Below are 23,806 nucleotides of genomic sequence, written 5' to 3' on the forward strand. Positions count from 1 at the left end.
TTAGAATATCCCTAAGGCCTTAAGGCAGGCCTTGCCAAGTTCGACGCGCTTGGGCGCATCCGCAGTTTGGGTAATATCGATGTTCAAAGCAAAACTATACAGCTGTTGTCCATTGGTAACCCAGCCCACCCACCAGCCGATACCTGGGTTGGGCGCGTTTAACCAGCCGGTCTTGCCGTATAAAACCCGTTCGCCGCTTTGCTCGAGCATGGCGATTTCCCGGACTTTGCTCTGAACATCGGCAGAGAGCGGTAATTGATCCCGCGCCAAGCGGGCCAAAAATGCCGCCTGTTCCACCGCGCTGATTTGTAATGGACCATCCAGCCAAAACCGGTCAACCGTATCTCCTATATCGGCGTTACCGTAGCCCAAGTTGGCAACTCCCTCGCGCATCCGCTCATGGCCGATGCGTCGTGCTAGTGCTTGATAAATAGGCACGTTGGACAGCTTGATCGCCTCGCGCAAGCCCATATCCCGTTCCCATTCTTTGATCATTTGTGCTTGGCCGCCGTATGGCAACGGCTCGTCTACGCTACTGACCGCACCTACCGACAAGCCAATCAAACTATTGACTATCTTGAATGTCGAGGCCGGGATAAAGGGAGTTTCCGCGCGGAGCCGGTTGTGGCCGATTAGCCTATCCGCATCGACATCGTAGGCTACGAAAGTGCCATGCACGCCGGCGGCGCCAAACAGGGTGTCGAGCGCAGGACTGTCCACCCATTCGATAGCGTTGGCCCGGCTGGCAAGGAGTAATAGTAGAGCGGCGAATAGCGGTTTCATCAGGATTGTGCGTAGGCTAGTTTTAAGGTGTCTATATCTATTTTGGTCATTTTTAGCATGGCCTGCATTACCCGTCCGGCTTTTACCGGGTCGGGGTCGCTTAATAATTCAATCAGGATATTCGGCACGATTTGCCAGGTTACGCCAAATTTATCGTCCAGCCAGGCGCATTGATTGGGCTTACCGCCTGCCGAAAGCTTTTCCCAATAGTGGTCGACTTCCGCTTGAGTTTCGCAGTGTACGACAAAGGAAATCGCTGGCGATAATTTGTAGACAGGTCCGCCGTTGAGCGCGGTGAAAACTTGTCCGTTCAGCTCGAAACTGGCCGTCATCACGCCGCCTTTCGGTCCCGGCCCGGCATCGCCGTAGCGGTTGATACTCAATACTTTCGAGTCTTTAAAGATAGACAGGTAAAAATTCATCGCCTGTTCGGCTTGGTCGTCGAACCATAAAAACGGGGTGATTTTGGGCATGGTGTTTACTCGGTAAGTGATAGAAAGTAATGACCGGCTTACAGGCTGGCTACCAGTTCGGCCAGTTGGTCGGTGGCCTTGCTCCAGCATTCGTGGAAGCCCATCTCTTCGTGGGTTTTCCGGTCTGCCGCGCTCCAATGCAATACGCGGGCGGTGTAACGAGTCTTTCCGGCTTCAGGCGTAAAGGTGATGATGCCGGTCATGAAGGGTTTGGCGGAGGGTTCCCAGGCGCTGGTGTAGGCGTCAGTGAACACCAGACGGCGGTTTTGCACCACTTCAAGATAGATACCTTGGTTCGGAAACTCCTGGCCTTCCGGACTACGCATCACGATGCTGCTGGTGCCGCCGGCTCTGACATCGAGTTCGGCAGATGCCACCGTCCAAGGCTTTGGGCAAAACCATTGCATCAGCAATTCCGGCTCGGTCCAGGCGCTATAGAGTTTCTCGGGTGGCGCATCGATCAGGCGCGTCAGCATTAATTCACGCGATTCAGCTGTTTGTTCCGTTGGATTCATGGCGTTTCCTCTGTCATTGAACACTATAATTACTTTTCGGCGATGGTCTTTAGCGCGGCCAAACCTTCCTCGAATTTCCCGCCTATCATCTTGTCCATGCTGAACACCAGGCTCATCATTTTCGATAGGAAGGGGCTGGGGCCGTATATCGCTTGAGTGACATGAGTAACACCGCCTTCGGCTTGCAGCGTAAATTCCACGGTGTTCTCGGCTGGAAATGGCTTAATAAAAGTCAGCCGCAGCATCAGCTTTACGGGCGGATTGATTTCCAGAATTTCCATGCGACCCTGGCCTATCTCCTTGTTACCGTCCCATTCGTAGACCGCGCCGGGACCGTTGGCTGAGCCGCTGTATGAGCGCTTCATGCCCGGATCGACTTTCTCCCAAGCCGACCACGCTTGCATGTTGTGTAAATCGTTGATCAACGGAAAAATCTTATCCGGGGCCGCTTTGATGGTGATCGAGCGTTGTACGCGGAAGGTATCGGGTTTGCTTGCCGCATAGATCAGCAGCGCGACGAGTATGACGACTAACACGATAAGGATGGTTTTGATCATGGTCTACTCCTAAAGCTGGGTAAGTTCAATCGCCGGGTAGGCCCGGAATCTCGATCAGCGGCCGCACTTCGACGGTACCCTTGCGCGCCATCGGGATTTGTTCGGCGATAGCGATAGCGGCATCCAGATCCTGAGCGTCGACCAGATAGTAGCCGCCCAGTTGTTCGCGGGTTTCTGCGAACGGGCCATCGGTGATGAAGCGTTTGCCGTCACGCACCCGCACGCTAGTCGCCATGGTGGTGGGTTGCAACGGACTGGCGGCCAGATATTGGCCGTTGGCTTTCAGTTGGTGCGCGAGCTGGGTGGATTCGGCATAACAAGCTTGCCGGTCGGCTTCATCCAAACTGTGCTCTTCCAGATAAATCAGTAACATATATTTCATTGCGTTCTCCGCTAGCCGATGCTTAGCCCTGGCAGCTCGTGCCGGGCTCCATGTAGACCAATTCCCAGATATGGCCATCCAAATCCTGAAAACCGTGCGCATACATAAAGCCGTGGTCCAGCGGCTGGTTATAAGTGCTGCCGCCGGCGGCGACGGCCTTGCTAACCCTGTCGTCCACCTCTTCGCGGCTTTGGCAGGATAAGCAGATCAGTACTTCCGTGCTTTTGGTGGCGTCGCAAATGCTTTTAGGCGTGAACGTGCGGAACTTGTCTTCCGTCAACAGCATCACGAAGATGTTCTCGCTGACGATCATGCAGGTAGCGGTTTCATCGGTAAATTGCGCGTTGAAGGTGTAGCCCAGCGCGGTAAAAAACGCCACGGATTGATCGAGATGTTTTACCGGCAGATTGACGAATATTTGCGTGTTCATATTGCTTCCTTTAAGGGGGTGATAAGGCCGAAATCGGCTGTGTTAAGCTTGACCGGCTGCCGCCTGGGCCGCAAAAAAAGCCTCCATTCTGCCCTGGAACTCGCTGGGGTCGACATCTTCGATATGCGTGGCGATCAGCCATTTATGGCCGAACGGGTCGCTTACCGCGCTCATCCTGTCGCCCCAGAACTGGTCGGAGGGGGGCATGATTTCTGTTGCGCCGGCTGCTATTGCGGCGGCGAACACCGTGTCGGTATCGGTGACGTAAAGGTGCAGTTTCACCGGCGTGCCGCCTAGTGCCTGCGGTGAAATATCGCTGCAATTCGGGTTTTCGTCCGCCAGCATAAAATGCGAGTCACCGATTTTGAATTCGGCGTGGGCAATAAGTCCGCCGGGCGCGTTGAGGCGCATCAGCTCGGTGGCGGCAAAGGCTTTTGCATAAAATTCCAATGCCGCCGCCGCGCCGCGCACCACTAGGTAAGGGGTTAAGGTGTGGTGACCGTCGGGGATCGGTTTGATGTTGTTGTTCATGATGGTGCTCCTGGTGTTAAGTCGAGCGTTGGTAAAATGTTGCTAGTACCTGTTGTCGAACCGCAGACGCGTAAATCGACACATCGCGGCAAATTTTTTTCGGTACACAGCAGCTGGCAATCCGACCGACTAACGCAAATTGTCCGGTTCCAAAAAACCCAGCGCCTGTAGCGTTTGCTGATCTTCCGCTATCGGCCGCACTTCCACGCAGCCCAGCTTGGCGCCGGGAATCCGCGCGGCTACCTGGATGGCCTCGTTCAAATCGCGGGCTTCGATGACGTAATAGCCGCCGAATTGTTCCTTGGTTTCTGCAAACGGGCCGTCGGTGGTGGAAATCTTGCCGTCTCGCACCCGCAGGGTAATCGCCGCATCGGCCGGCAGTAAGCGATTGCAGCTGAGGTAATGTCCGCTATCGCGGATAGCTTGGGTGAATTCGGCGTATTCCGCAAAGTGTCGATCGGCATCTTCTTTCGGCATTTGTTCCATTACCTTCTCGGCGCAAATCAAGCATAAATATTTCATGGTCAACTCCTTGGTTAAAAATAGTGTTCGCACCGAATAGTCGTTCGGCGCTGGGCATATTCGACAACTGGAACGTCTTTATCGTTGAAACGAGCTACTGAAAGTGGTGTCGTGCATGGCGACAATTTCCCCTGCTTGCCTTGAGCCAAAGCCGGCTGTCGCTTACCATGAACTGATAGACTCAATTTTTTCGCAATCTAACCGGAGATGAACTATGACGCTTTGCCCTTGCGGCTCCAAACTGGATTATGCCGAATGTTGTGGCCCGATTATCGACGGTACGCCGGCGCCTACGGCCGAGGCCTTGATGCGCTCGCGTTACACGGCATTCGTACGACGCAAGCTGGATCATATCGAGCGTACTCACGCCCCGGAAATTAAGGAGGACTTCAATCGAGCTGAAGCCGAGCGGATGGCGGAAGAATGCGAGTGGCGGAGTCTGGAAATCCGCAACGCCACGGAAACCGGTGATACGGCACAAGTCGAGTTCACGATTAAATTTCGCCGCGACAAACAGGATAGGGTACAAACCGAGTTGGCTAGTTTCCGCCGCGAAAATGGCGAATGGCTGTATGTCAGCGGCGACCTTAATCCCAAAGTCACGCAACGGGTAGTCAGCAAAGTGGGCCGTAACGATCCATGCCCGTGTGGGTCGGGCAAAAAGGCCAAAAAATGCTGCGGCACCACGACTGAACTCGAGCAGGAATGACGCAGCGATTTCTCTGTACCGCTTGCGGCAAATGCTGTTATGGACAGTTACCGCTGACGATAAACGATGCCTTTAAGCACGCCGCCCGCTTCCCGCTGGCCATGGTCTGGACGCCGCTACGGCAAGGCAGTAAGGATTTTGCGATGGTGTCCCAGCTGGGCGCCACGATAAAACTAGCCAACCGGAAAGAGTTGGCGGCATTGATAGTGCCCACCGCCTATATTCCGCCATCGTTTCCATGTCCGGCGCTGGCGCATGACAATCTTTGCGGTATTCACGCCGATAAACCCGCCCGCTGTCGAACTATGCCGTTATATCCGTATCGGGACGAGCAATTTCAAGCCGAGCTATTAAAACCGCAACCCGGTTGGGCTTGCGATACCTCCGAATCGGCGCCGTTGGTGTTTGCCGACAAAAAAATCGTGCTTCGCGAAGATTTCGACGCCGAGCGCCAGGCCTTGGAGGAGCAGATTCCACAGATTCGCCGTTATGCAGACTATATGTTGAAGTACACGCCACAGTTGGTCGATAGTCTGGCTAAAGTGTCGCTTAAGCCCAAAGGCGGGCAAGTGGTGACAAGCCTGTCGTCATTTCTGACCGCGATTCGCTACCCTAATGCCCAACAGATTGCCGAACAGCAACTACCGGTGTTGAACGGTTATGTAGAAAAAACCGCATCGGAACCTGGCCTGGTGGAATACCATCGCCATTATCTGGCCGGGGCCAAAGAAATGCAGTATTTATCTCGGAAGAATAGATAGCTAGTCGCGCATTTCGAATCTCAAAATTAATGAAAAAAGGTTCACAATTGTGAAATAAAATCTCAATTGCCTATGTGTCAATCAAATTAATCGGAGAATCGAGCGTGTCACTGAAATCTACGAAGGAACAGCTTGAAAAATTGCTTGACGACAAAGACAACAAAGTTATTGCTCTGTCAGGTAAATGGGGTACAGGCAAGAGTCATATGTGGGATGAAATCAAGAAGTCATCCAATGACGAGAACGTCAAGACTGCTTTATACGCATCTCTCTTTGGATTATCCAGCCTCGACCAAATTAAAACCAAGCTACTACAAAGCGCAGTTCCATCAATAAAAAACAATCCACGTCTATGGAAGGGCGCTAAGCAAATGTACAGTACTGGAGTGAAAGCTCTCGAAGGTTTCCATAAGAGCTTTGGTGCTCTTAATGACATTAGTTTACTTTTCGCACCTGCATTACTTCAAAATAAAATAATTGTCCTTGACGATATAGAACGGAAACACGACAAACTAAATATTGATGAACTATTGGGATTTATAGATGAATATAAACAACAATATAATTCCCGCTGGATACTCATCCTAAATAACGATCAACTTAATCAACCAACAATATGGAACACCTTTCGAGAGAAGGTTATTGACCAAGAGCTGCAACTGAGAACATCCGCCGGGGAAGCGTTGGAAATTGCTATCGGACTAAATTCGTCAAAATATTCAAAACAAATTGCTAAGGCCGTTGAATCATGTGGAGTAACAAATATTCGCATCATTTGTAAAATCATCAAAGCAGTCAATCATATCCTCCATGGTCGGAACGATATGAACGATGCGGTGCTTTCTCGCATCATTCCGTCAACGGTATTATTATCGGCTATTCATTACAAAGGCCTAGACGATGGACCAACGGTTGAATTTGTTCTTTCGAAAAGTGCAACTCAAGACTGGAGCCATTTTCTTACAGAAAGAGAGAAAAAAGAGAAGGAAGATACACCGGATAGTCAACGAATATCAAGATGGCAACTACTTATGTCGAAGCTCGGAATTGCCGTTTCCGATAACTTTGAGCTTGTCGTTGTTGAGTATTTAGAATCCGGGCTATTCGATGATTCCGAAGTAGCGAAAATTATTGATCGCTATATCGCTGAAACCGATGCCATGAATGCCAGAGAAGCATGCCATACATTTTTCGACCGTTTTCGTTGGCATCACCAGCTAACGCAAGAACAGTTACTTGAAGAAGCAAAACAAATTGTGACTAAAGGGTCTCTGCTTGACGCTTCCACTGTCACGTTACTACACAAACTTGTCAATGAACTACCTGGCGGAGGTGACTTAGCCGATACAGCCATAACGAACTGGATCGATGCGTTTAAGGCCAAGGATCATAACGACATGACGTTTCGTGGCTTTTATGATCACTCACTTCACCCCTCAATCGTTGATGCCTTCAAAGAAACTGAAGGTAATATGCAAAATAACACGACAGCATTGGATGCATGCGTTTATGTTGCTGAGCATAACGGTTGGGGAGAGCGCCAGAAAATCGCATTGAATTCGACCAGTGTTCAAAGCATGGAGGCGATAATTCGAACTCTTGAACCTGATAAACTCAAACGGTTTATGTTTGGCATGATAGATATGTGCCAACACAAAGAATGTTATACAAACGACTTTGGGACTGGAATAGGCAATTTTATCCAAGCTTGCAAGAACATCTTTGACGACACAAACTCCACTCGACTCTGTGATCTGATCAAAGTTTTATTTACCGACGCTGGGCTCTCTCACTTAATTGAAATCAATAATCAGCCACAAGCCTAAGCTGGATGGAAATTCTTAATTGTGAGATTTCGTTAGGTTTTTACCATTAATAGTGAGATTTTTACGAAAACCGGAATCCCATAATTTGGGTAACCTATTGAAAATTAAATAAACCGATTTGTCACTAACTTATGAGAATCGACAGCAAGTAGCCTCGATGGAATCGAGGTTTCGAAGGCCAGCTTCTGTTAATTGCCGATGTGGGTTTGATGGCCGATAGGCCGACGCCCTCGATTTCGCTAACGCTGCATCGAGGCTACAATGGCCCGACTTCCATCGACGCAATTTCGTAGCGGGTGGCACCTATTTTTTTATGTCGGGTGGGCTTTGGCCGACCTTGTTCTATCAGAAAGACGGGGCGCGAAACTTTTCATTTTTGTGTCAAAAAGTGGGAATGGTACGTGACTCAAATTATGAAATAGTACTTTAAAATCAATCTCCCATTTTTCATTAATTCTGTCACTCGACACGGATTTCCCGTAGTCTTCGCGCCAAAAAGCGCCGCTCCGGTTCCTGCCGCGCCAAAGCCAGGGCTTGTTCGTAAGCCGCGATAGCTTCGTCGGTTCTGCCCAGACGCCGGTATAAGTCTGCCCGCGCCGCGTGCGCCAGGTGATAATCGCTAAGGTCGCCATTCTGTAAAATCGCATCGATCAAAGCCAGCCCGGCTGCGGGTCCATCCCGCATCGCTACCGCGACGGCACTGTTTAATTCGATCACCGGCGAAGCATCGATTTGCAATAAGATGTCGTAGAGTGCGACGATTTGCGGCCAGTCGGTAGCCGCGGCATGGCTAGCGTTGGCATGCACCGCGGCAATGGCGGCTTGCACGGCATAAGGGCCAAAGCGCTGTGACCCTAATGCCCGTTGCACCAGCGCCGAGCCTTCGGCGATGCGGTCCCTATCCCACAAGCTGCGGTCTTGGTCGTCCAACAAGATCAGTTCGCCGTCGGCTGTGGCTCTGGCGGCGCGGCGCGATTCGTGCAGCAGCATCAACGCTAATAAGCCTTGCGCTTCCGGTTCCGGCAGCAACTCGACCAAAAAACGTCCCAAGCGTATCGCTTCTTCCGACAAATCGTGCCGGGTTAACGCAGCGCCGGATGAGGCGGAGTAACCTTCATTGAACACCAGATAAACAACCCGCAACACCGAATCCAAGCGTTGCGGCAGTTCGGCCGGTGCCGGTACTTGATAGGGAATCTTGGCATCGCGGATCTTGGTTTTGGCGCGGACGATGCGTTGCGCCAGCGTTGGCGTTGGCGTCAGAAACGCGCGGGCGATTTCCTCGGTGGCCAGGCCGCAGACCTCGCGTAGCGTCAATGCCACTTGCGCATCCGGGGATAGCGCGGGATGGCAACAAGTAAAGATCAGCCGCAGCCGGTCGTCTTCCAGGGCTTCTACTTCCGTGTCGTCAACTTCGCTGGCCGGATCGGCCAAGGCATCGGCATCTTCCAGCGCATCGAAACGGGCTTGCCGACGCAGGCCGTCGATAGCCTTGAAGCGGCCGGCCGACACCAGCCAACTGCGCGGATTGGCCGGTAAGCCGTCGCGCGGCCATTGTTCGAGCGCAGCGCGAAAGGCATCGTGTAGCGCTTCCTCGGCCACATCGAAATCGCCGAGCAGCCGAATCAAGGTGGCCAGCACATGACGGGATTCGCTTTGGTAGATGGCGTCGATTTTTTCGCGCAATGTCGTTTCGCCTCCGTCGGCTTTCAGCCTTGTGTACTCAAGCTGCGCATTACTTGATGCCAGCCGGCTTCGGCTTCGGCGCCGACTTGTGCGAATACCGTTTGCAGTTGTTGCATTTGCGTGCCGGTCAGTTGCGCTTCCAATTCTGCGCCGTCCGGCGTTAAGCTGAGTTCGCGCACCCGTTTGTCGTGCGCGGCCGTGTCTATCATGACCAGTTGCATGTCCATTAATTGCCGCAATGGGGCGTTCAAAGCTTGTTTACTGACGCTGAGCATGCCCAGCAGCGCGTTCACGGAAATCCGCGGGTTGCGGCCGACGAAATACAAGATCCGGTGATGCACCCGCCCCAGTCCGCGCTCGGCCAGGATGCGGTCCGGCTGTACGGTAAAGGCGCGATAGCCGAAGTAAAACTGTTCGATAGCCAAGCGTAACGCGGCTTCGCGCCTGTCCGGCGTCGGCATTTCATCAAGCGGGGGATTATCGATAGCGGCTATTTGGTCAACCATATTGACATTATAGGCAGGCAGCCGTTAGCATGGCTATAGGTCAACTTTATTGACATTTATCAATGCCCACCATGAACTCATTATCGCCGCAGCACCTTATCCGCTTTTCCGCTCGTACCCAAGACCTGCATCCGTCACCAATCCGCGAAATTCTGGCCGTCGTCGACCGACCCGGCATGATTTCCTTTGCCGGCGGTTTGCCGTCGTTGGACAGCTTCCCGCAATTCACGCTAGAGGCCATGCCGCAGCACATGCTGCAATACGGCGCCAGCGAAGGCGAAGCGGAGCTGCGCGAGCGGATTGCCGCGGACATGCAAGGCCTGGGCGTTAAATGTTCGGCCGAACAGGTGTTGATCCTGTCCGGTTCGCAGCAAGGCATCGATCTGGTCGCCAAACTATTCATCGATCCCGGCACGCCAGTGGCCGTGGAGGCGCCGACCTACCTGGCGGCTTTGCAGGTGTTCCGCTTTTTCGGAGCCCGTTTTGTGGCTTACGATGTCGGGGCGCCCGACCTGCATACCTTGCAGCAGGAAAAGCCGGCGTTTGCCTATGCTATACCCACGTTTCAGAATCCCAGCGGCCGTTGCCTGGATGCATCGGAACGCGCCGCCTTGGCCGCAGCCTGCGATGCGGCCGATATTCCCTTGTTCGAAGACGACCCTTACCGCGATTTAGTGTATGACGATTGCGAACGCACGCCGGTGTGTGCCGGTTTGCAACAAGCACCGTGGATTTACCAGGGCTCGTTTTCGAAAAGTCTGGCGCCGGGCTTGCGCTTGGGTTACTTGGTCGCGTCGCCGGAACTGATGCCCTTTTTGACCCGCTTGAAACAAGCGGCCGATTTGCACAGCAATCGACTTAGCCAATGGCTGGTATTGCAACAATTGAAAAATCCCGAGCGCAGCCGGCAGTTGGTGGCGCTGGCCGGGCATTACCGGCAGCGCCGCGATGCGTTCGAAGCCGCGCTGCGTCGGCATTTTTCAGATCTGGCGGTTTGGCAAACCCCGCCCGGTGGTTTGTTTTTTTGGCTTACGCTGAATCGCCGCGTCGATACCCGCCTGATGTTGCCTAAAGCTATAGCAGCCGGCGTAGCTTTTATGCCCGGCGAATCCTTCCTGCCAATGGCGGTGGACGCTTGCGGCCAACTGCGTTTGAATTTCAGCCACGCCAGTAGCGAGGATGCCGAATCAGGCTTGCGGATTTTGGCTGATTTGGTGCGAGAGTTTATTTAAGCTAAGGTTGCAGCCGCGCCAGATTATGCAAACCCACCGTGGGTGCGGCGCCGAAAGTCTTGCGAAATTCGTGGCTGAAGTGGGCGGAATCGGAAAATCCGGTGGCGTGCGCGGCAGTCGTGAAGTTTTGGCCCTTGATGACTTCTTGTATCGCCTGCCGCATCCGGTTCCAGCTGCGATAGCGGCGAAACGGCACGCCGATCTGTTGGCTGAATAGATGCTGCAGCCGTGATGCGGATAGTCCCACGTTCGCGGCCAGCGTCAGCACCGAAGTCAAATCGTCGCCCTGTGCAAACAAAAACTCGACGATTTGGCTGATGCGCGGATCTAGTCTGTCGGCTTGCGACCGGCGTTTCGAAAAATCCAGCAGATCGACTAAGGGCTGCCCACTCCAATTTGGGTGATAGCGATCTTCGTACAGCTCGCGCATGAAATTGATTTCCCCGCCATTGCCGACCAAGGCACCATTCACCGGGCGGGTATCGCGGATTAAAGGTAACAGCGCCTCGGTGCCGGCGATGGTCGGTTCAATGTAAAACACCGCCACTGGGTCGCCGCCCACATCCAATTCGTGCCAGACCCCGGCCGGAATCACCGCCGTGCGGCAAGACAGCCAATCGCTACCCGCCACTTTCAAACGAAATTTCCCATACAGACCGGCCAGAAACACCGGAGCCCCGTGTTGGTGGTTGGCGTTGTAATACAGCGGACCGCAAAAAAATGTGCGGCCGCCGCTGATGTCCCACAGCGCATCGAAAGGAGCGGCCGTGGCGGTAGCACGTTCATACAAGCGTGGCGTATTGGTCATCGTTTAAGCTCCCTGTCGCGTCCGGCTCGCCGGCAGTTTGCCAAGCAGTCTAGTCAATGCACAGGTGCTTGGCAACGGGCTTGGGGCGTTTGCCTTATACGGCATTCAATCAGCGGGGCTAAGCTCCCCATTACTTTGAGGATAAATATGAGCAAGCAAACATTTCCACCCGAACCGTTGACCAACGTATTCCTACTGGCGTTTGCCATATTCTGCCTGGCGATAGCCTTGAGCATTGCCTGGGTATTGGGGTTTACGCTGTTTTTTCCCGACGGCGCGTTGGCCGGCCATTTGGTCGAACGGGCGGACATAATCCGCGCTCACATCGATTACCTGATGATGGCCCAATTTCTGTTCATTTTCTTTTTGCTGTTTCGGCAATATGCGGTCACGCCGCCGGTTTGGGTGGTGGGTGCTTGCTGCTTTGGGGCGTTTTTCAACCCGCTGTCGTTTTTGCTCAGAGGCCTATCGGCCAAGCCGGATGCCTCGGCTTTACCGGTCGAGCCGCACTTCCCGATCCAGGCCGGCATCAGTTTTACCCTGACCACGGTCGGTTTTCTAACGGCGGCGATTCTGGTGGCCCAAGCGGCCTGGAAATCGAGATCGGAACAGGGTTAACCCAAATCGGTTGGCGGCGCTTGACGGAAAAATCTGGCGATCCAGCTTTAAAAACAACCATGTAAGGCTTGTTTAGCGATGCGCAACCTCACGGTCAAATTGGTGTACTCTGATCGCATGGATGAGCCGCAGGCATTGAGGCCGCAAAATTTACGTTGGACCTAAAATATTTCTATCTCTATTAACTTATCAGAAGGAGAGATTCATGAAAGCTGCTACACCACTGCGTCTTGCGCTGGCATCAAACGCCACATTTTCACTTTCGTCCGCACTTATTATGCTGTTTCAGCCTGCGCTAGTTGGTGAGTGGCTTGGAGTGGATGATCAATTCATCCTTCAACTCATCGGTATCGGCTTGGTTGCCTTTGCCGCCGAGCTGTTTTATCAGGCAACGCGTCAGCGCGCTAACACATGGCGCGCGCTTCTTGCAAGCGCTGCCGATTTTTCGTGGGTAGTTGGATCTGTCGTTCTACTGCTCACCTTGCCGCAGCTATTTTCTCCTCTCGGTAGCCGAATTGTTATCGGTGTGGCAGGGATGGTGTTCATTTTTGGGGGCTGGCAGTTATGGGCGGCTGGGCGAGCGCACAGAATTTCAGAAATTGGCAAATATCGCCACTGTATTATCGTTGAAACCAATGCGCCAGCTGAAAAGCTATGGCGGGTCATAGGCGACATTGGCGACATCAAGACCTACATGCCATCATTGAAGCACTCTGTTGTTATGGACGGGAAACAACCCAGCCTTGGGGTAGTTAGGTTCTGTGAAGACCATGCCGGCAAGCAATGGTCTGAGGAATGTACCGAATTCAACCCCGGTCGCAGCTTTACAGTCCGCTTTCGTTCCGAAGCCCCGAATTTCCCGTTTCCGGCAAAAGCGATGCTTGGCGGTTGGGAGGTCTCGCCTTCAAATGCTGGTTCCCAGGTGATGGTCTGGTGGGAGCTAATCCCAAAAAGCAGACTCCTTGTACCCATAATCCTCCCTATCCTGGCTTTTCAGGTTGATCGTGATTTCCCAAAAATAATTCAGCGCATGACTGCAGTCGCCCTTGAACAGGACGGTGAAGTACAAATAAATCGAAACGTTGGTGTTTTTACACGGCTGTTGCCATTTATTTGTTAGGGCCGTAGAGCCGCAGATACTCTGTTCAAAAGCAACAAATTTCGTCGTTTCTTTATTCCGCGACGGCCGATGCAGGAATGGCATAAAACCGTATGTTATCGAACGGCTGATTGTGCTTCAGCATGCCATTGTAGTGGTCTAATAAAAATGGGCACCCCGGTAGGTTGATAAACTATCAATCTACCAAGTTAGCATAATGAAACAAGAAAGACGCAGTTTTGACCGCGGCGTTCAAGCTGCAAGTGGTGAAAATGGTCCAGGAGCAAGGGCTGATGGTGGTGCAGGTTTGCCAGGAGCTCAAGCTGGGTGAGACGGCGGTGCGTCGCTGGCTGAAGGTGCAAGGGGAGCAATCCGGTCAAGCGGGCATCGGCAAGCCGTTAACACTTGATCAGGGCCGTAGATACTGTTATCCAAGTCAAGCTAAATGAATAGCCGAATCGAAAGGTTTAGCTGATTTCAAGACACCGAACGCCACATGAATCAATTTACGCATCATGGCACCGATAATCAGCTTATTGGGTTTACCAGCACCGGCTAATCGTCCACGGAACTGTTTACCCCAGGCTGTTTTATAAAGCGTCACCATGGCCGGCATATAAAGCGCTTTGCGCAGGAAGGCATGGCCTATTTTGGAGAGCCTGGGCTTGCCCTTGATGCTGCTGCCCGATTCGTATTGCCGGGGATCGAGTCCAGCAAAAGCGGCGGCCTGCCGACTATTGGCGAAGCGCGAGGTATCGGCGTAGAACGCCAGGATAATAGCGCTGGTACGTTCGCCAATGCCGGGAATGCTGTCGAGCAGTTCGCGTTGTTGCTTCAGATCGGGATGTTGGTCGATATGGTTATTGATGGCGTCAATCAACTGTTGAATGGCTGTATCCAGCCAATTCAGATGCTGTTGAATGTCCTCACGTACCGGTTCGCGCGCCACCAGCAAACGATTGCTTTCCTGGGTGCGCATGGTTTGTAAGGCGTCCAGGCGCAACACCAATGCACGTAGCGTGATTTCCGCCTCGCTACGGGGCTGCCAAGCAGGCGGTTGGCGCTCGGCGCAGAAATCGGCGATGAGTTTAGCATCGACCGTATCGGTTTTACTGCGGGTGAGCCGTGAACCTCCATAGGCCTTAATTTGTGCTGGATTGACGACGCTCACGGTGAAACCAGCGGTTGCCAGATGCTGAGCAACGTCTTCCCAATAAATGCCGGTCGCTTCCATGCAGACATGAGGCGATTCGGCCTTTTGAGCGGCCAACCACGTCAACAACGTCGCGAAGCCGTCGAGAGAATTGGGAATGACTTTGGCGCGAAACTTACCGTTGGGCAGACGCAATGCGCAATCCAACTTGGCTTTAGCAACATCGATACCGAGATAAAAATGGGACATGAAAACCTCAAATGATCTACCTTGTGAATGCAGGCTGCCGGAAACCGGGCCGAAGAGACTGTCCGATCGTTGATCGAGGGTGGGTCGCTGCTGCAAAGATCTACGCCGGGGATTTCGAAATCCAAGCTCCGATACGGCATCCAGCGACCCAAACCTGAGGTGCCCCTCAGGTGTGTTTTCATGGTTTATTATCCTTTGAAAAGCACGCTTGGATAATACAAGGTCCGATTAGCGCAGCGTAATCGGACGAATGTTTGACGTCGTTCCTCCGATTAGGCTTCGCTAATCGGAGGAACGCGGGCTAATCATGATTATTATGATGCTGATAATAGTAAGACGTTCCAGAATGCAGATTCCCTACTTAAAATACCAAATATTTTAGTAGTCGCGCCAAACGTCAAGCATACTTACTCGGCAACCAGCCACGCTCGACGCATTCTCGAAAATTCCATTGCGGCATATTCTCGGTTTTATAGCTCCAGAAAAACCAGCCCAGATACTTTTCGAACACCGCTAACTGGGCAGCTGCGTAGCCGCGACAAGCGATATCGAATTGCATGTCGTCCATCTGCGTATGGACATGATCGAAAGGCCCCTCGGCCCAAAGCGCCGCCAGTTTTGTATCCAATCCCAAACTCCATTCGCCGACATAGGTCGGCAAACCCAGGCCGCTGATAATCTCGTCAGCTTCTGTTTTCCAGTCACAAACCACTTTTTGCAGATGCCGATAAATATCCCTGTCGATATCGTCCTGCACAAAACATTGATAACGGTGTATATCAAAGATCACATTGCCATGCTCGGGCGGCTGTAAAAAACCGGCGTATTCGCGAAACGACCGGAAACCATCATGAAATATCACCGCCACCTGTTCGGCCGGACAATGGCGGCGAATGCGCCAATAAGCGGCCTCGGTGTAACGTTTCAACAATTCCGTATCCACATCCCAGCGCGGCTCGTTTAAGACCTCAATTCCATGCAATGCCGGGCGCATGCCATAACGCCGGGCCAATCGCTCCAGGGTCTCCAGGGAGTAGTCGATAAAGTTGTCTTGCGTGTGCCACTCGCAAACGTCCTGGATGCCGCCATTATCGAAACCGTTCTGACAGCCGGGCGCGGCATGGAGATCGACAACTATCTTTAAGCCAAACTCTTCGGCCCATTCGAAAGCCCGGTCAAGCACCTCCATGCCGCCGCCGACAAAAGGAAATCGCACTGCGCCGAAACTATGATGATAGGGATAATCGGTTGTGAACAGCCAATAGCCAACCGGGATGCGCACCGCATTGATCCCGACTTGCGCCAACCAGGCAAAGTCGGCGCGGGTGATGAAGGTTTGCCAATGTTGCGGCAACCGGGTTTTGGCTTCGCAGCCCAATTCGACGCACCAACTGGTCTCGTCCCTGGCATTCAACCCGGCAAACAAACTGGGCGTCATCCATTTTTCTAAAACCAACCATCCGCCCAGATTAACCCCGCGCAGTTTATTGGCAGACATAGGAAAACCCCGGTAACAAAGCGCCTTAGAGCACGTTTCCCGTTAGCAGAGCGTAATTCGCCGGTTGTACAGGGCCTGTATATTGGGCACCTTGGTGATGGTCAGGACCGCCGAATCCGAAAGCCTTTTATGGATCAGATTGACCATGTCCACTTCGCTGTCAGGGTCGAGAGAATCGAAAGCTTCCTGCATCAATATCCATTTAGGTTTGTGCAGCAACAGTCGCACCAAGCCTAAGCGTTGTTGTTGTTCACGCTCAAGATTCTTTTCCCAATCGGCAACTTGGTCTAACTGCTCTTCCAACTCTTTCACACCGGCCAGCTGAAGGGCATGTTCCAAAACCTGTTGATCGAAAGCGGAGGGGTTGGATGGGTAGCAAATTGACGCGCGCAAAGTGCCTGTCGGCAGATAAGGACGCGGCGGCATAAAGAACATTCGTTCATCATCAGGCAATTCGATCACGCCTTCGCCCCAGGGCCAAAGACCGGCTATGGCTTTAAACAGCTTGTTACCGGAAAAGGCGTTACCGGCAATCAACACCCGCTCTCCAGACTTGATTTCTTCGTTGAGGGTGGATACGCAAACGATTCTGTCCAAACGCGAAATACATAAATCACGAAACGCCAACACGGAATTCTCGCTTTTCACCAACCGAATCCGATGAGGATCGGGTTTGGCAATTTCCCGCTCCAATTGCTCCAGGGCCTTGCTCAATCCCAACACTCGCTCGACAGAGGCACGCCACTCCGCCACCTTACCCATATTGTCAACCGGCCATGACAACGCCGCGACCATTTGCTGGAAAGCCTGCGCGGATTGCATCAACGCTCCCAGACTGATCGTGCCCAGAATAAAGCGCGGCGCCGACACCAGGATAGGAAATGCCATGGACAGTATTGAATAACCGGAGCTGAACATGGTGATGCGCTGCCAGGCGTGGGTTTGCTGATTCCATGCGTCGACAATATTCCCAAATAAATGATGAAAATGCGGATTCTCATGGCGCTCACCGTGGATTAACGCAATGGCTTGCGCATTCTCCCGGGCTTTGACCAGCGCGAAGCGGAAATTGGCTTCCACGGTCTGTCTATTGTCGGTAGCCATGGTGAGCGGCTTACCGATCCACCAACCCAGCGTGGATGCGCTAGCGGCGTAAATCAGCGCCAACCAGACCAAATGGCCTTGAACGGGGATTTCGACCAAACCTAGATTTACCGTAACGGTCCCCGACAAGGTCCACAGTATCTCGGTAAAACTGGTCAACAACAGCACGCAGTAAAAAAAAGTGTGTAACAGATCGATTGCGTATTCAGTGGATATTCGCACATCTTCGGCGATCCGGCCATCGGGATTATCATGCTGGCCCGGCAAGTGGGTAACCAGATAATGCCGGCCGTCGCGCATCCATTGCCCGATCAATTTGTCGGTTAACCAGCCCCGCCAGCTCAATTGCAAACGACGTTTGACGACCAAATGGGTGGCCGTAATTGCCATATTCGCGATAAAAATCAAAACGATTAATCCAACTTGGGTAAACAGTCTCGACATCGAGCGCTGCTCCAAGGCATCGAATAAATCCGCGCTCCATTCGGTAATAATCACCGAAACCGCAATTTGCGCCACTGTCAGCGCGACCAAAAACGCCGACAATGTGCGGATTGTAGTCTTATTTTCGGAGCACCAGAAAGGGCCCGCCAATCGGACGAATTGCATAAAAAATTTGCTGGTTGTTCGCAAGGCCGTACTCCTCGTTTAAGGTCGTCGCGCAATATAACAAAATTAATTGCATCAATAACCATCAAATGTGTTGCTGCGCTGCTGGCCGCGCATCAGACTAAGGATAGGCTTTTGTGTTTTATGACAAAAAAGAGAAAAACAGCAGAGGGGATGTTTGACGAGTTTGTGACGAGCGCTGTAGCGCTCGTCTGTACAGGTGTTTTGCGCTCAGCGCTTCATCGAATCGAAAAATGCGGCGTTGGTTTTAAAATCTTTGAGTTTGCCCAACAAAAATTCTGATGCGGCCAACTCGTCCATTGGCTGCAGGATTTTGCGCAAAATCCAGGTTTTTTGCAGTTCGTCAGGATCAACCAGATATTCCTCGCGGCGGGTGCCGGAGCGGTTGATGTTAATGGCCGGATAGATGCGTTTTTCAGCGATTTTCCGCTCCAGATGCAGTTCCATGTTGCCGGTACCTTTGAATTCTTCGAAGATCACTTCGTCCATTCGCGAGCCGGTTTCTACCAGCGCCGTGGCAATGATAGTCAAACTGCCGCCTTCTTCGATATTCCGGGCGGCGCCGAAAAAGCGTTTGGGTTTTTCCAGCGCATTGGCGTCGACACCACCGGACAACAGTTTGCCGGAAGACGGTACCACCATGTTGTAAGCGCGGGCCAGACGGGTAATTGAGTCTAACAGGATAACCACGTCGTGCTTATGTTCAACCATACGCCGGGCTTTCTCGATCACCATATCAGCCACTTGCACGTGGCGGGTAGCGGGTTCGTCGAAGGTACTGGAGACTACTTCGCCGCGTACGCAACGCTCCATCTCGGTTACCTCTTCCGGGCGCTCGTCGATCAGCAACACGATCAGATAACACTCGGGATTGTTCTCGGCAATGGCATGGGCGATGCTTTGCATGATCATGGTTTTACCGGCTTTCGGCGGCGAAACGATCAAGCCACGCTGGCCTTTACCGATAGGGGCGATCAAGTCGATGATGCGGGCGGTTAAATCTTCGCTGGTGCCGTTGCCTTGCTCCAGGCGGAAGCGTTTGTTGGCAAACAGCGGTGTCAGGTTGGAAAAGGAGATTTTGTTTTTGGATTGCTCGGGCGATTCGAAGTTGATGCTTTCGACCTTCAACATCGCGAAATACCGTTCACCTTCCTTGGGTGGGCGGATTTTACCGCTGACCGTATCGCCGGTGCGTAAACCGAAACGTCTAATCTGACTGGGCGATACGTAAATGTCGTCCGGTCCCGCTAGATAGGAGCAACCCGGTGTCCTTAAAAAACCGAACCCATCCGCCAGTATCTCCAAAACCCCATCGCCAAAAATATCTTCCCCACTCTTCGCCTGTTTCTTCAAAATCGCAAAAATCAATTCCTGCTTTCGGGCTCTGTCGATGTTTTCGAGACCCAGGGATTCAGCGATTGCAATGATTTCAGTGGCTTGTTTAAGTTTTAACTCGGTAAGATTCATGTTGATTAAGGGAAATGAAAGAAATGCAAAACAGCAGAGTGCTGTTTACAGCGGCAGGTAGTTGTTGGATTTGTTAAGGACTTTCAGAATGCGAACAAGCAAGCGGGGAAAATTCTAGCGCAATAACCGGACTTATCAAAAACATTTTTAATAAATCCGGTGATTCGGCGTAATTTATATGTTGCTATCGATAAACGCAGCCAATTGGGATTTGGTTAAGGCGCCAACTTTAGTCGCTTCCACTTCGCCGCCTTTAAAAAGCATCAAAGTCGGAATACCGCGCACACCGTAGTGCTGCGGGGTTTTAGGGTTTTCGTCGATATTCAGCTTGGCAACAGTGAGTTTGTCTTGATATTCGGATGCAATTTCATCCAAAACCGGGGCAATCATTTTGCATGGACCGCACCATTCGGCCCAATAATCGACCAACACCGGTGTACCGGCTTTCAACACAGTTTCATTAAAATCAGCGTCTGATACATGAAGGACTAGGTCGCTCACGCCATTCTCCATTAGTTTACAAAGTCAAGACTATAGTTTCGCGGCGCTTTAATTGTCAATCGATTTCAACCGCGCGGCTTTTTAGTTTATCCTATCGGGCTATGAAGAAAACACATTTGACGGAAACGCGTTTTAGCAATTTGGAGCTGTCCGACTCCATCATTAAAGGTCTGAAAGAAGCAGGATTCATCAACTGCACACCCATTCAGGATAAATCCTTGCCCTTGTCCTTACGCGGCAAAGACATTGCCGGCCAAGCCCAAACCGGCACTGGCAAAACCGCCACATTTTTGCTGGCGACCTTTCAGCACCTGATCAACGACGAAAGCGAAAAAATCAAGAACCCGCGCGCGCTGATTCTCGCTCCAACCCGTGAGCTGGCGATCCAGATTCACAAAGACGCGGTGGCTTTGAGCAAGTATCTGAACCTGAAATTTGCGCTGATCTACGGCGGTACCGACTATCAAAAACAGTTGGATAAAATCAAAGGCAATGTCGACATCATTATCGGCACACCGGGCCGCATTATCGATTTTTACCGGCAGGGCGCTTTCACGCTGGATAATATTCAAGTCACCGTGATGGACGAAGCTGACCGCATGTTCGATTTGGGCTTTATCAAAGACATCCGCTTCCTGTTGCGCCGCATGCCGCCGGCGGAAAAGCGCTTGAATATGCTGTTTTCGGCCACCTTATCTTATAAGGTCACCGAACTGGCCTATGAGCACATGAACAACCCGGTACTGATTCGCATCGAATCCGAGGAAGTGACTTCCAAAGCCATCAATCAGGTGGCGTATTGCCCTGCCAATGACCAAAAAATCCCGCTATTACTGGGCTTGCTGAAGCATCACCAGCCGCAGCGCAGCATCGTTTTCGTCAACACCAAACGCTGTGCCGAGCAGCTCGACGATTACCTGGCTGCTAACGGCCACAAAGTAGCCATGCTCAGCGGCGACGTGCCGCAGGAAAAGCGCCAGCGCCTGCTCAACGACTTCCAGGAAAACCGGGTCACTTTATTGATAGCGACCGACGTAGCGGCCCGCGGTCTGCACATTCCGGATGTGTCGCATGTTTTCAACTACGACTTGCCGCAAGATGTCGAAGATTACGTGCATCGTATTGGCCGTACCGCCCGTTTTGGCGCCAGCGGCGAGGCTATCAGCTTCATTTGCGAGGAATACGCTTATTCGATGCCGGACATCGAAGATTACATTGGCGAGAAAGTGCCGGTGCAAAGCATCACGCCGGAATTGATGGTGGAAGACGTCATAAAACCCCAACGCCGCGAACCGCGCGAACGGGTCATGCCGCGCGATAAACGCCCACCGCGTTCGGAGCACAAGCCCAGGGAACACCGTTCACCGCGCCCGGAACCCGCTACAAACCAGGCATCAACGCCCGAAAATCCTCCGCCGCCGCAAACTCAGCAACCTGCTTAACCGGCCGTTGACTATCCGGCTTGCTGATCGACACCAGATGAGCAATGCCGAACGTCCGGGCGGATGCCAGCACGGCAACACTATCGTCTACCAGCAACGTTCTATCCTTTGCAAACCGATGTGTGTCTTGCAGGATTTGCCAAAAACCTTGCTGCTCCTTAGCAAAACCAAAATCGTGCGACGAGACAATTTCGTCGAAAAAACCATGCAGACAGGTTTTTTCCATCTTCAGATTCAAGCTGTCACGATGGGCGTTCGTCACCAGCAATAGGCGCTTGCTGCTGGCTCGCGCCGCGTCCAAAAACTCAGTGACATGCGGATGCACTGCAATCAAACCGGCCAACTCCTGCTTCAGCCCGGCGATATTCAAAGCCAATTCCTGGGTCCAATAATCCAGGCAATACCATTCCAATTTGCCTTCCATCGCTTTGAAACGCGGTGCCAACTGCTGTTTGGCGTCCTCTAGCGTCAGGCTATGCAGTTCGGCAAAGCGCAAGGGCACAAACTCCTGCCAAAAATGATTATCGAAATTCAAATCCAGTAAAGTGCCGTCCATGTCCAGTAGTACGGTATCGATTTGTTTCCAGTCGAGCATTTCAGTTTATCCCTATCATTTAATAGCTCTTGTCATTCCCACACACAGCCTAAATTAGTTTTTTATTCTAACCGGAAAATCCCTAAGTTCAGCTAGGCTTGATGTCTATAAGAAAAAGGATTAAAAGCTTTTATATCTGTTCTGTCACGGCATCGGCCGTCGAAAGGAGTTAAATTCATGAGCACCATGAAAGTGCGAACCCGTTTAGGCTTGGGTTTTAGCGGAGTCTTGCTGCTACTGGCCATGATTGCCGGCATCAGCATCAACAGCATGAACGACTTGTTGTCCAACATCGACAACATGGTCAACGATAAATTTCCGAAAACAGTCTGGGCCAATAACGTCATCGGCAACATCAACGTTATTGCCCGCTCGATGCGCAATACCCTGATTATCAAAGACCGAGCCACCATCGATAAAGAACTGGCCCGCATTCAAGACGCACGGCGAGCTATCAAGGAAAATCTGGATAAACTTGACGAGACTATTAGCAGCGCGGAAGGTAAAGCCGTACTCAAAAAAGTGTTGGATGCCCGGACACCTTACGTGAATGCCCAGGATCAGTTCATCAAATTAGCCGGCGAGGGCAAGCAAGCGGAAGCGGCGGATTTTCTGCTGTCCCAAGTCAGGAAGTTGCAAACCGAGTATATCGATTCGGTAGCCGCGCTAATTGATTTTCAAACCAAGCTAATGAAACAATCCGGAGTAGAAGCCAAGGAAACGGTCAATCACAGCGTGAATTTGATTACCACACTGGCGCTAGTTTCCGTACTGATTGGTGGCGTTGCCGGCTATCTGATCACTAAAAGCTTAATGACGCAGCTTGGCGGAGAACCCGGCTATGCTGCCGAAGCGGTCAATACCATGGCCGCCGGCGATCTTTCCGTAGCGATAGAACTGCGGGAAGGCGACACCAGCAGTTTGTTGTACGATTTAAAAGGCATGCGCGACCAGCTTAGTAACGTCGTCCAGCAAGTTTTGGGTAATGCCGACGTGTTAAGTTCGGCGTCCAAGGAAGTTAGCGCTACCGCGCAATCGATCAGCCAAGCCACCACCGAGCAGGCGGCCAGTGTCGAAGAAACCACCAGCTCCATCGAACAACTCAGCGCCTCGGTGCAACAAAATACCGAGAATGCCCACGTCACCGAACAGATGGCCGGTAAATCCGCCAGCGAGGCCAAACAAGGCGGCGAAGCGGTAATCGAAACCGTCAATGCCATGAAACATATCGCCAAAAAAATCGGGCTGATCGAAGACATTGCCTACAAAACCAATTTATTGTCCTTAAACGCGGCAATCGAGGCCGCCTCGGCCGGCGAACACGGTAAAGGCTTTGCCGTGGTGGCGGCGGAAGTCCGTAAATTGGCGGAAAGCAGCCGCACCACGGCGGCGGAAATCAACGAATTGGCATCCAACAGCGTCTCGATTGCCGAAAAAGCCGGGGTGCTCATCGGCCATGTGCTGCCGGACATTGTGAAAACAGCGGACCTGGTCCAAGAGATCAATGCCGCGTCAGCAGAACAAGCCAGCGGCATCAAACAAATCAGCGAGGCCATGCGGCAGTTGGACAGAGTCACGCAACAAAACGCGGCCGCCTCGGAAGAAATGGCCGCAACCGCCGAGGAATTGAACGGCCAAGCCGAACAACTGCAAAGCGTGGTTGGTTTTTTCAAGTTAGCGAACAGTTAAAAGTGCTTTCACGCCGATCTTGGCATGGAAAGGAAACCCA

26 protein-coding genes are annotated in these 23,806 nt (G+C 52.2%); 9 read left to right on the forward strand and 17 right to left on the reverse strand.

Annotation, left to right across the window (positions count from 1 at the left end; all coding sequences use genetic code 11):
* The 8 genes from blaOXA to EBB_RS03155 all read right to left on the reverse strand — a co-directional run bounded on the left by blaOXA (position 1) and on the right by EBB_RS03155 (position 4,193).
* The gene (gene blaOXA / locus EBB_RS03120; RefSeq protein WP_192392423.1) at positions 1-783 is read right to left on the reverse strand and encodes a class D beta-lactamase; all 783 of its coding nucleotides are present in this window, start codon (positions 781-783) and stop codon (positions 1-3) included.
* Positions 783-1,256, reverse strand: a complete 474-nt coding sequence (locus tag EBB_RS03125; RefSeq protein WP_192392424.1) for a VOC family protein — start codon at positions 1,254-1,256, stop codon at positions 783-785. Before EBB_RS03125 ends, blaOXA begins: the two co-directional genes overlap by 1 nt.
* Before the next feature lie 38 nt (positions 1,257-1,294).
* Complete coding sequence (locus tag EBB_RS03130; protein ID WP_192392425.1) at positions 1,295-1,771, reverse strand: SRPBCC family protein; 477 nt, start codon at positions 1,769-1,771, stop codon at positions 1,295-1,297.
* 29 nt (positions 1,772-1,800) lie between these two features.
* Positions 1,801-2,328, reverse strand: a complete 528-nt coding sequence (locus tag EBB_RS03135) for an SRPBCC family protein (RefSeq protein ID WP_192392426.1) — start codon at positions 2,326-2,328, stop codon at positions 1,801-1,803.
* A 25-nt stretch (positions 2,329-2,353) separates the two neighbouring features.
* Positions 2,354-2,710, reverse strand: a complete 357-nt coding sequence (locus EBB_RS03140; RefSeq protein ID WP_192392427.1) for a YciI family protein — start codon at positions 2,708-2,710, stop codon at positions 2,354-2,356.
* A gap of 22 nt (positions 2,711-2,732) precedes the next feature.
* Positions 2,733-3,140: a VOC family protein gene (locus EBB_RS03145; RefSeq protein WP_192392428.1), complete on the reverse strand. Its 408-nt coding sequence runs from the start codon at positions 3,138-3,140 to the stop codon at positions 2,733-2,735.
* 42 nt (positions 3,141-3,182) lie between these two features.
* A complete protein-coding gene (locus EBB_RS03150) occupies positions 3,183-3,671 on the reverse strand; it encodes a VOC family protein (RefSeq protein ID WP_192392429.1) in 489 nt (162 codons plus the stop codon).
* A 129-nt stretch (positions 3,672-3,800) separates the two neighbouring features.
* Positions 3,801-4,193, reverse strand: a complete 393-nt coding sequence (locus EBB_RS03155) for a YciI family protein (protein WP_192392430.1) — start codon at positions 4,191-4,193, stop codon at positions 3,801-3,803.
* A gap of 214 nt (positions 4,194-4,407) precedes the next feature.
* Here EBB_RS03155 and EBB_RS03160 point away from each other — a divergent pair, with 214 nt between their 5' ends.
* The 3 genes from EBB_RS03160 to EBB_RS03170 all read left to right on the forward strand — a co-directional run bounded on the left by EBB_RS03160 (position 4,408) and on the right by EBB_RS03170 (position 7,489).
* Positions 4,408-4,902, forward strand: a complete 495-nt coding sequence (locus tag EBB_RS03160; protein WP_192392431.1) for a YchJ family protein — start codon at positions 4,408-4,410, stop codon at positions 4,900-4,902.
* A complete protein-coding gene (locus EBB_RS03165; RefSeq protein ID WP_192392432.1) occupies positions 4,899-5,663 on the forward strand; it encodes a YkgJ family cysteine cluster protein in 765 nt (254 codons plus the stop codon). The genes EBB_RS03160 and EBB_RS03165 overlap by 4 nt, the downstream gene beginning before the upstream one ends.
* A 104-nt stretch (positions 5,664-5,767) precedes the next feature.
* Positions 5,768-7,489 (forward strand): P-loop NTPase fold protein, encoded by a 1,722-nt coding sequence (locus tag EBB_RS03170; protein WP_192392433.1) that lies wholly within the window; start codon positions 5,768-5,770, stop codon positions 7,487-7,489.
* A 459-nt stretch (positions 7,490-7,948) separates the two neighbouring features.
* On the opposite strand, the gene EBB_RS03175 is transcribed toward EBB_RS03170, so the two are convergent.
* Together EBB_RS03175 and EBB_RS03180 are read right to left on the reverse strand one after the other, a co-directional pair.
* Positions 7,949-9,175 carry an RNA polymerase sigma factor gene (locus tag EBB_RS03175; RefSeq protein ID WP_192392434.1) on the reverse strand — a complete coding sequence of 409 codons (1,227 nt, stop codon included), beginning with the start codon at positions 9,173-9,175 and terminating at the stop codon, positions 7,949-7,951.
* A gap of 23 nt (positions 9,176-9,198) precedes the next feature.
* Entirely contained in the window at positions 9,199-9,681 is a 483-nt protein-coding gene (locus EBB_RS03180) for a MarR family winged helix-turn-helix transcriptional regulator (protein WP_192392435.1), read from the reverse strand.
* A gap of 71 nt (positions 9,682-9,752) precedes the next feature.
* Here EBB_RS03180 and EBB_RS03185 point away from each other — a divergent pair, with 71 nt between their 5' ends.
* Entirely contained in the window at positions 9,753-10,913 is a 1,161-nt protein-coding gene (locus EBB_RS03185; protein WP_192392436.1) for an aminotransferase-like domain-containing protein, read from the forward strand.
* A gap of 1 nt (position 10,914) precedes the next feature.
* Here EBB_RS03185 and EBB_RS03190 read toward each other — a convergent pair whose 3' ends face one another.
* Positions 10,915-11,721 carry a helix-turn-helix domain-containing protein gene (locus EBB_RS03190; protein WP_192392437.1) on the reverse strand — a complete coding sequence of 269 codons (807 nt, stop codon included), beginning with the start codon at positions 11,719-11,721 and terminating at the stop codon, positions 10,915-10,917.
* A gap of 147 nt (positions 11,722-11,868) precedes the next feature.
* Here EBB_RS03190 and EBB_RS03195 point away from each other — a divergent pair, with 147 nt between their 5' ends.
* The 3 genes from EBB_RS03195 to EBB_RS03205 all read left to right on the forward strand — a co-directional run bounded on the left by EBB_RS03195 (position 11,869) and on the right by EBB_RS03205 (position 13,887).
* A complete protein-coding gene (locus EBB_RS03195; protein WP_192392438.1) occupies positions 11,869-12,339 on the forward strand; it encodes a hypothetical protein in 471 nt (156 codons plus the stop codon).
* A 205-nt stretch (positions 12,340-12,544) separates the two neighbouring features.
* Positions 12,545-13,459: an SRPBCC family protein gene (locus EBB_RS03200; protein ID WP_192392439.1), complete on the forward strand. Its 915-nt coding sequence runs from the start codon at positions 12,545-12,547 to the stop codon at positions 13,457-13,459.
* 218 nt (positions 13,460-13,677) lie between these two features.
* Positions 13,678-13,887: a transposase gene (locus EBB_RS03205; protein WP_192392440.1), complete on the forward strand. Its 210-nt coding sequence runs from the start codon at positions 13,678-13,680 to the stop codon at positions 13,885-13,887.
* On the opposite strand, the gene EBB_RS03210 is transcribed toward EBB_RS03205, so the two are convergent.
* From EBB_RS03210 to trxA, 5 genes are all read right to left on the reverse strand, one after another.
* Positions 13,875-14,840, reverse strand: a complete 966-nt coding sequence (locus EBB_RS03210) for an IS110 family RNA-guided transposase (RefSeq protein ID WP_192392441.1) — start codon at positions 14,838-14,840, stop codon at positions 13,875-13,877. The genes EBB_RS03205 and EBB_RS03210 overlap by 13 nt on opposite strands.
* A 397-nt stretch (positions 14,841-15,237) precedes the next feature.
* Positions 15,238-16,338, reverse strand: a complete 1,101-nt coding sequence (locus EBB_RS03215; protein ID WP_192392442.1) for a glycoside hydrolase family 5 protein — start codon at positions 16,336-16,338, stop codon at positions 15,238-15,240.
* A gap of 42 nt (positions 16,339-16,380) precedes the next feature.
* Positions 16,381-18,051: an ABC transporter ATP-binding protein/permease gene (locus EBB_RS03220; protein ID WP_192392443.1), complete on the reverse strand. Its 1,671-nt coding sequence runs from the start codon at positions 18,049-18,051 to the stop codon at positions 16,381-16,383.
* A 231-nt stretch (positions 18,052-18,282) separates the two neighbouring features.
* Positions 18,283-19,539 carry a transcription termination factor Rho gene (gene rho, locus EBB_RS03225; protein ID WP_033157583.1) on the reverse strand — a complete coding sequence of 419 codons (1,257 nt, stop codon included), beginning with the start codon at positions 19,537-19,539 and terminating at the stop codon, positions 18,283-18,285.
* A gap of 174 nt (positions 19,540-19,713) precedes the next feature.
* The gene (gene trxA, locus EBB_RS03230) at positions 19,714-20,040 is read right to left on the reverse strand and encodes a thioredoxin TrxA (RefSeq protein WP_223146792.1); all 327 of its coding nucleotides are present in this window, start codon (positions 20,038-20,040) and stop codon (positions 19,714-19,716) included.
* 101 nt (positions 20,041-20,141) lie between these two features.
* Here trxA and rhlB point away from each other — a divergent pair, with 101 nt between their 5' ends.
* Entirely contained in the window at positions 20,142-21,482 is a 1,341-nt protein-coding gene (gene rhlB, locus EBB_RS03235; protein ID WP_192392445.1) for an ATP-dependent RNA helicase RhlB, read from the forward strand.
* Here the strand turns inward: rhlB and yrfG are convergent.
* Positions 21,421-22,077, reverse strand: a complete 657-nt coding sequence (gene yrfG / locus EBB_RS03240; RefSeq protein WP_192392446.1) for a GMP/IMP nucleotidase — start codon at positions 22,075-22,077, stop codon at positions 21,421-21,423. The two genes, rhlB and yrfG, sit on opposite strands and share 62 nt — an antisense overlap.
* Before the next feature lie 177 nt (positions 22,078-22,254).
* On the opposite strand from yrfG, the gene EBB_RS03245 reads away from it, so the two are divergent.
* Positions 22,255-23,766 carry a methyl-accepting chemotaxis protein gene (locus EBB_RS03245; RefSeq protein WP_192392447.1) on the forward strand — a complete coding sequence of 504 codons (1,512 nt, stop codon included), beginning with the start codon at positions 22,255-22,257 and terminating at the stop codon, positions 23,764-23,766.
* The last annotated feature ends 40 nt before the right edge of the window (positions 23,767-23,806 follow it).

It is taken from the genome of Methylomonas fluvii (genome assembly GCF_014850975.1).
Lineage (GTDB): Bacteria > Pseudomonadota > Gammaproteobacteria > Methylococcales > Methylomonadaceae > Methylomonas > Methylomonas fluvii.

Excerpts from the sequence above, each read along its gene's own strand:
- EBB_RS03210 (WP_192392441.1), bottom strand. The coding sequence starts at position 14,840 with ATGTCCCATTTTTATCTCGGTATCGATGTTGCTAAAGCCAAGTTGGAT.
- EBB_RS03135 (WP_192392426.1), bottom strand. The coding sequence starts at position 2,328 with ATGATCAAAACCATCCTTATCGTGTTAGTCGTCATACTCGTCGCGCTG.
- EBB_RS03220 (WP_192392443.1), bottom strand. The coding sequence starts at position 18,051 with ATGCAATTCGTCCGATTGGCGGGCCCTTTCTGGTGCTCCGAAAATAAG.
- EBB_RS03195 (WP_192392438.1), top strand. The coding sequence starts at position 11,869 with ATGAGCAAGCAAACATTTCCACCCGAACCGTTGACCAACGTATTCCTA.
- EBB_RS03155 (WP_192392430.1), bottom strand. The coding sequence starts at position 4,193 with ATGAAATATTTATGCTTGATTTGCGCCGAGAAGGTAATGGAACAAATG.
- EBB_RS03130 (WP_192392425.1), bottom strand. The coding sequence starts at position 1,771 with ATGAATCCAACGGAACAAACAGCTGAATCGCGTGAATTAATGCTGACG.
- EBB_RS03160 (WP_192392431.1), top strand. The coding sequence starts at position 4,408 with ATGACGCTTTGCCCTTGCGGCTCCAAACTGGATTATGCCGAATGTTGT.
- rhlB (WP_192392445.1), top strand. The coding sequence starts at position 20,142 with ATGAAGAAAACACATTTGACGGAAACGCGTTTTAGCAATTTGGAGCTG.
- EBB_RS03125 (WP_192392424.1), bottom strand. The coding sequence starts at position 1,256 with ATGCCCAAAATCACCCCGTTTTTATGGTTCGACGACCAAGCCGAACAG.
- rho (WP_033157583.1), bottom strand. The coding sequence starts at position 19,539 with ATGAATCTTACCGAGTTAAAACTTAAACAAGCCACTGAAATCATTGCA.
- EBB_RS03215 (WP_192392442.1), bottom strand. The coding sequence starts at position 16,338 with ATGTCTGCCAATAAACTGCGCGGGGTTAATCTGGGCGGATGGTTGGTT.
- EBB_RS03180 (WP_192392435.1), bottom strand. The coding sequence starts at position 9,681 with ATGGTTGACCAAATAGCCGCTATCGATAATCCCCCGCTTGATGAAATG.
- EBB_RS03245 (WP_192392447.1), top strand. The coding sequence starts at position 22,255 with ATGAGCACCATGAAAGTGCGAACCCGTTTAGGCTTGGGTTTTAGCGGA.
- EBB_RS03165 (WP_192392432.1), top strand. The coding sequence starts at position 4,899 with ATGACGCAGCGATTTCTCTGTACCGCTTGCGGCAAATGCTGTTATGGA.
- EBB_RS03185 (WP_192392436.1), top strand. The coding sequence starts at position 9,753 with ATGAACTCATTATCGCCGCAGCACCTTATCCGCTTTTCCGCTCGTACC.
- blaOXA (WP_192392423.1), bottom strand. The coding sequence starts at position 783 with ATGAAACCGCTATTCGCCGCTCTACTATTACTCCTTGCCAGCCGGGCC.
- EBB_RS03140 (WP_192392427.1), bottom strand. The coding sequence starts at position 2,710 with ATGAAATATATGTTACTGATTTATCTGGAAGAGCACAGTTTGGATGAA.
- yrfG (WP_192392446.1), bottom strand. The coding sequence starts at position 22,077 with ATGCTCGACTGGAAACAAATCGATACCGTACTACTGGACATGGACGGC.
- EBB_RS03190 (WP_192392437.1), bottom strand. The coding sequence starts at position 11,721 with ATGACCAATACGCCACGCTTGTATGAACGTGCTACCGCCACGGCCGCT.
- EBB_RS03150 (WP_192392429.1), bottom strand. The coding sequence starts at position 3,671 with ATGAACAACAACATCAAACCGATCCCCGACGGTCACCACACCTTAACC.
- EBB_RS03145 (WP_192392428.1), bottom strand. The coding sequence starts at position 3,140 with ATGAACACGCAAATATTCGTCAATCTGCCGGTAAAACATCTCGATCAA.
- EBB_RS03200 (WP_192392439.1), top strand. The coding sequence starts at position 12,545 with ATGAAAGCTGCTACACCACTGCGTCTTGCGCTGGCATCAAACGCCACA.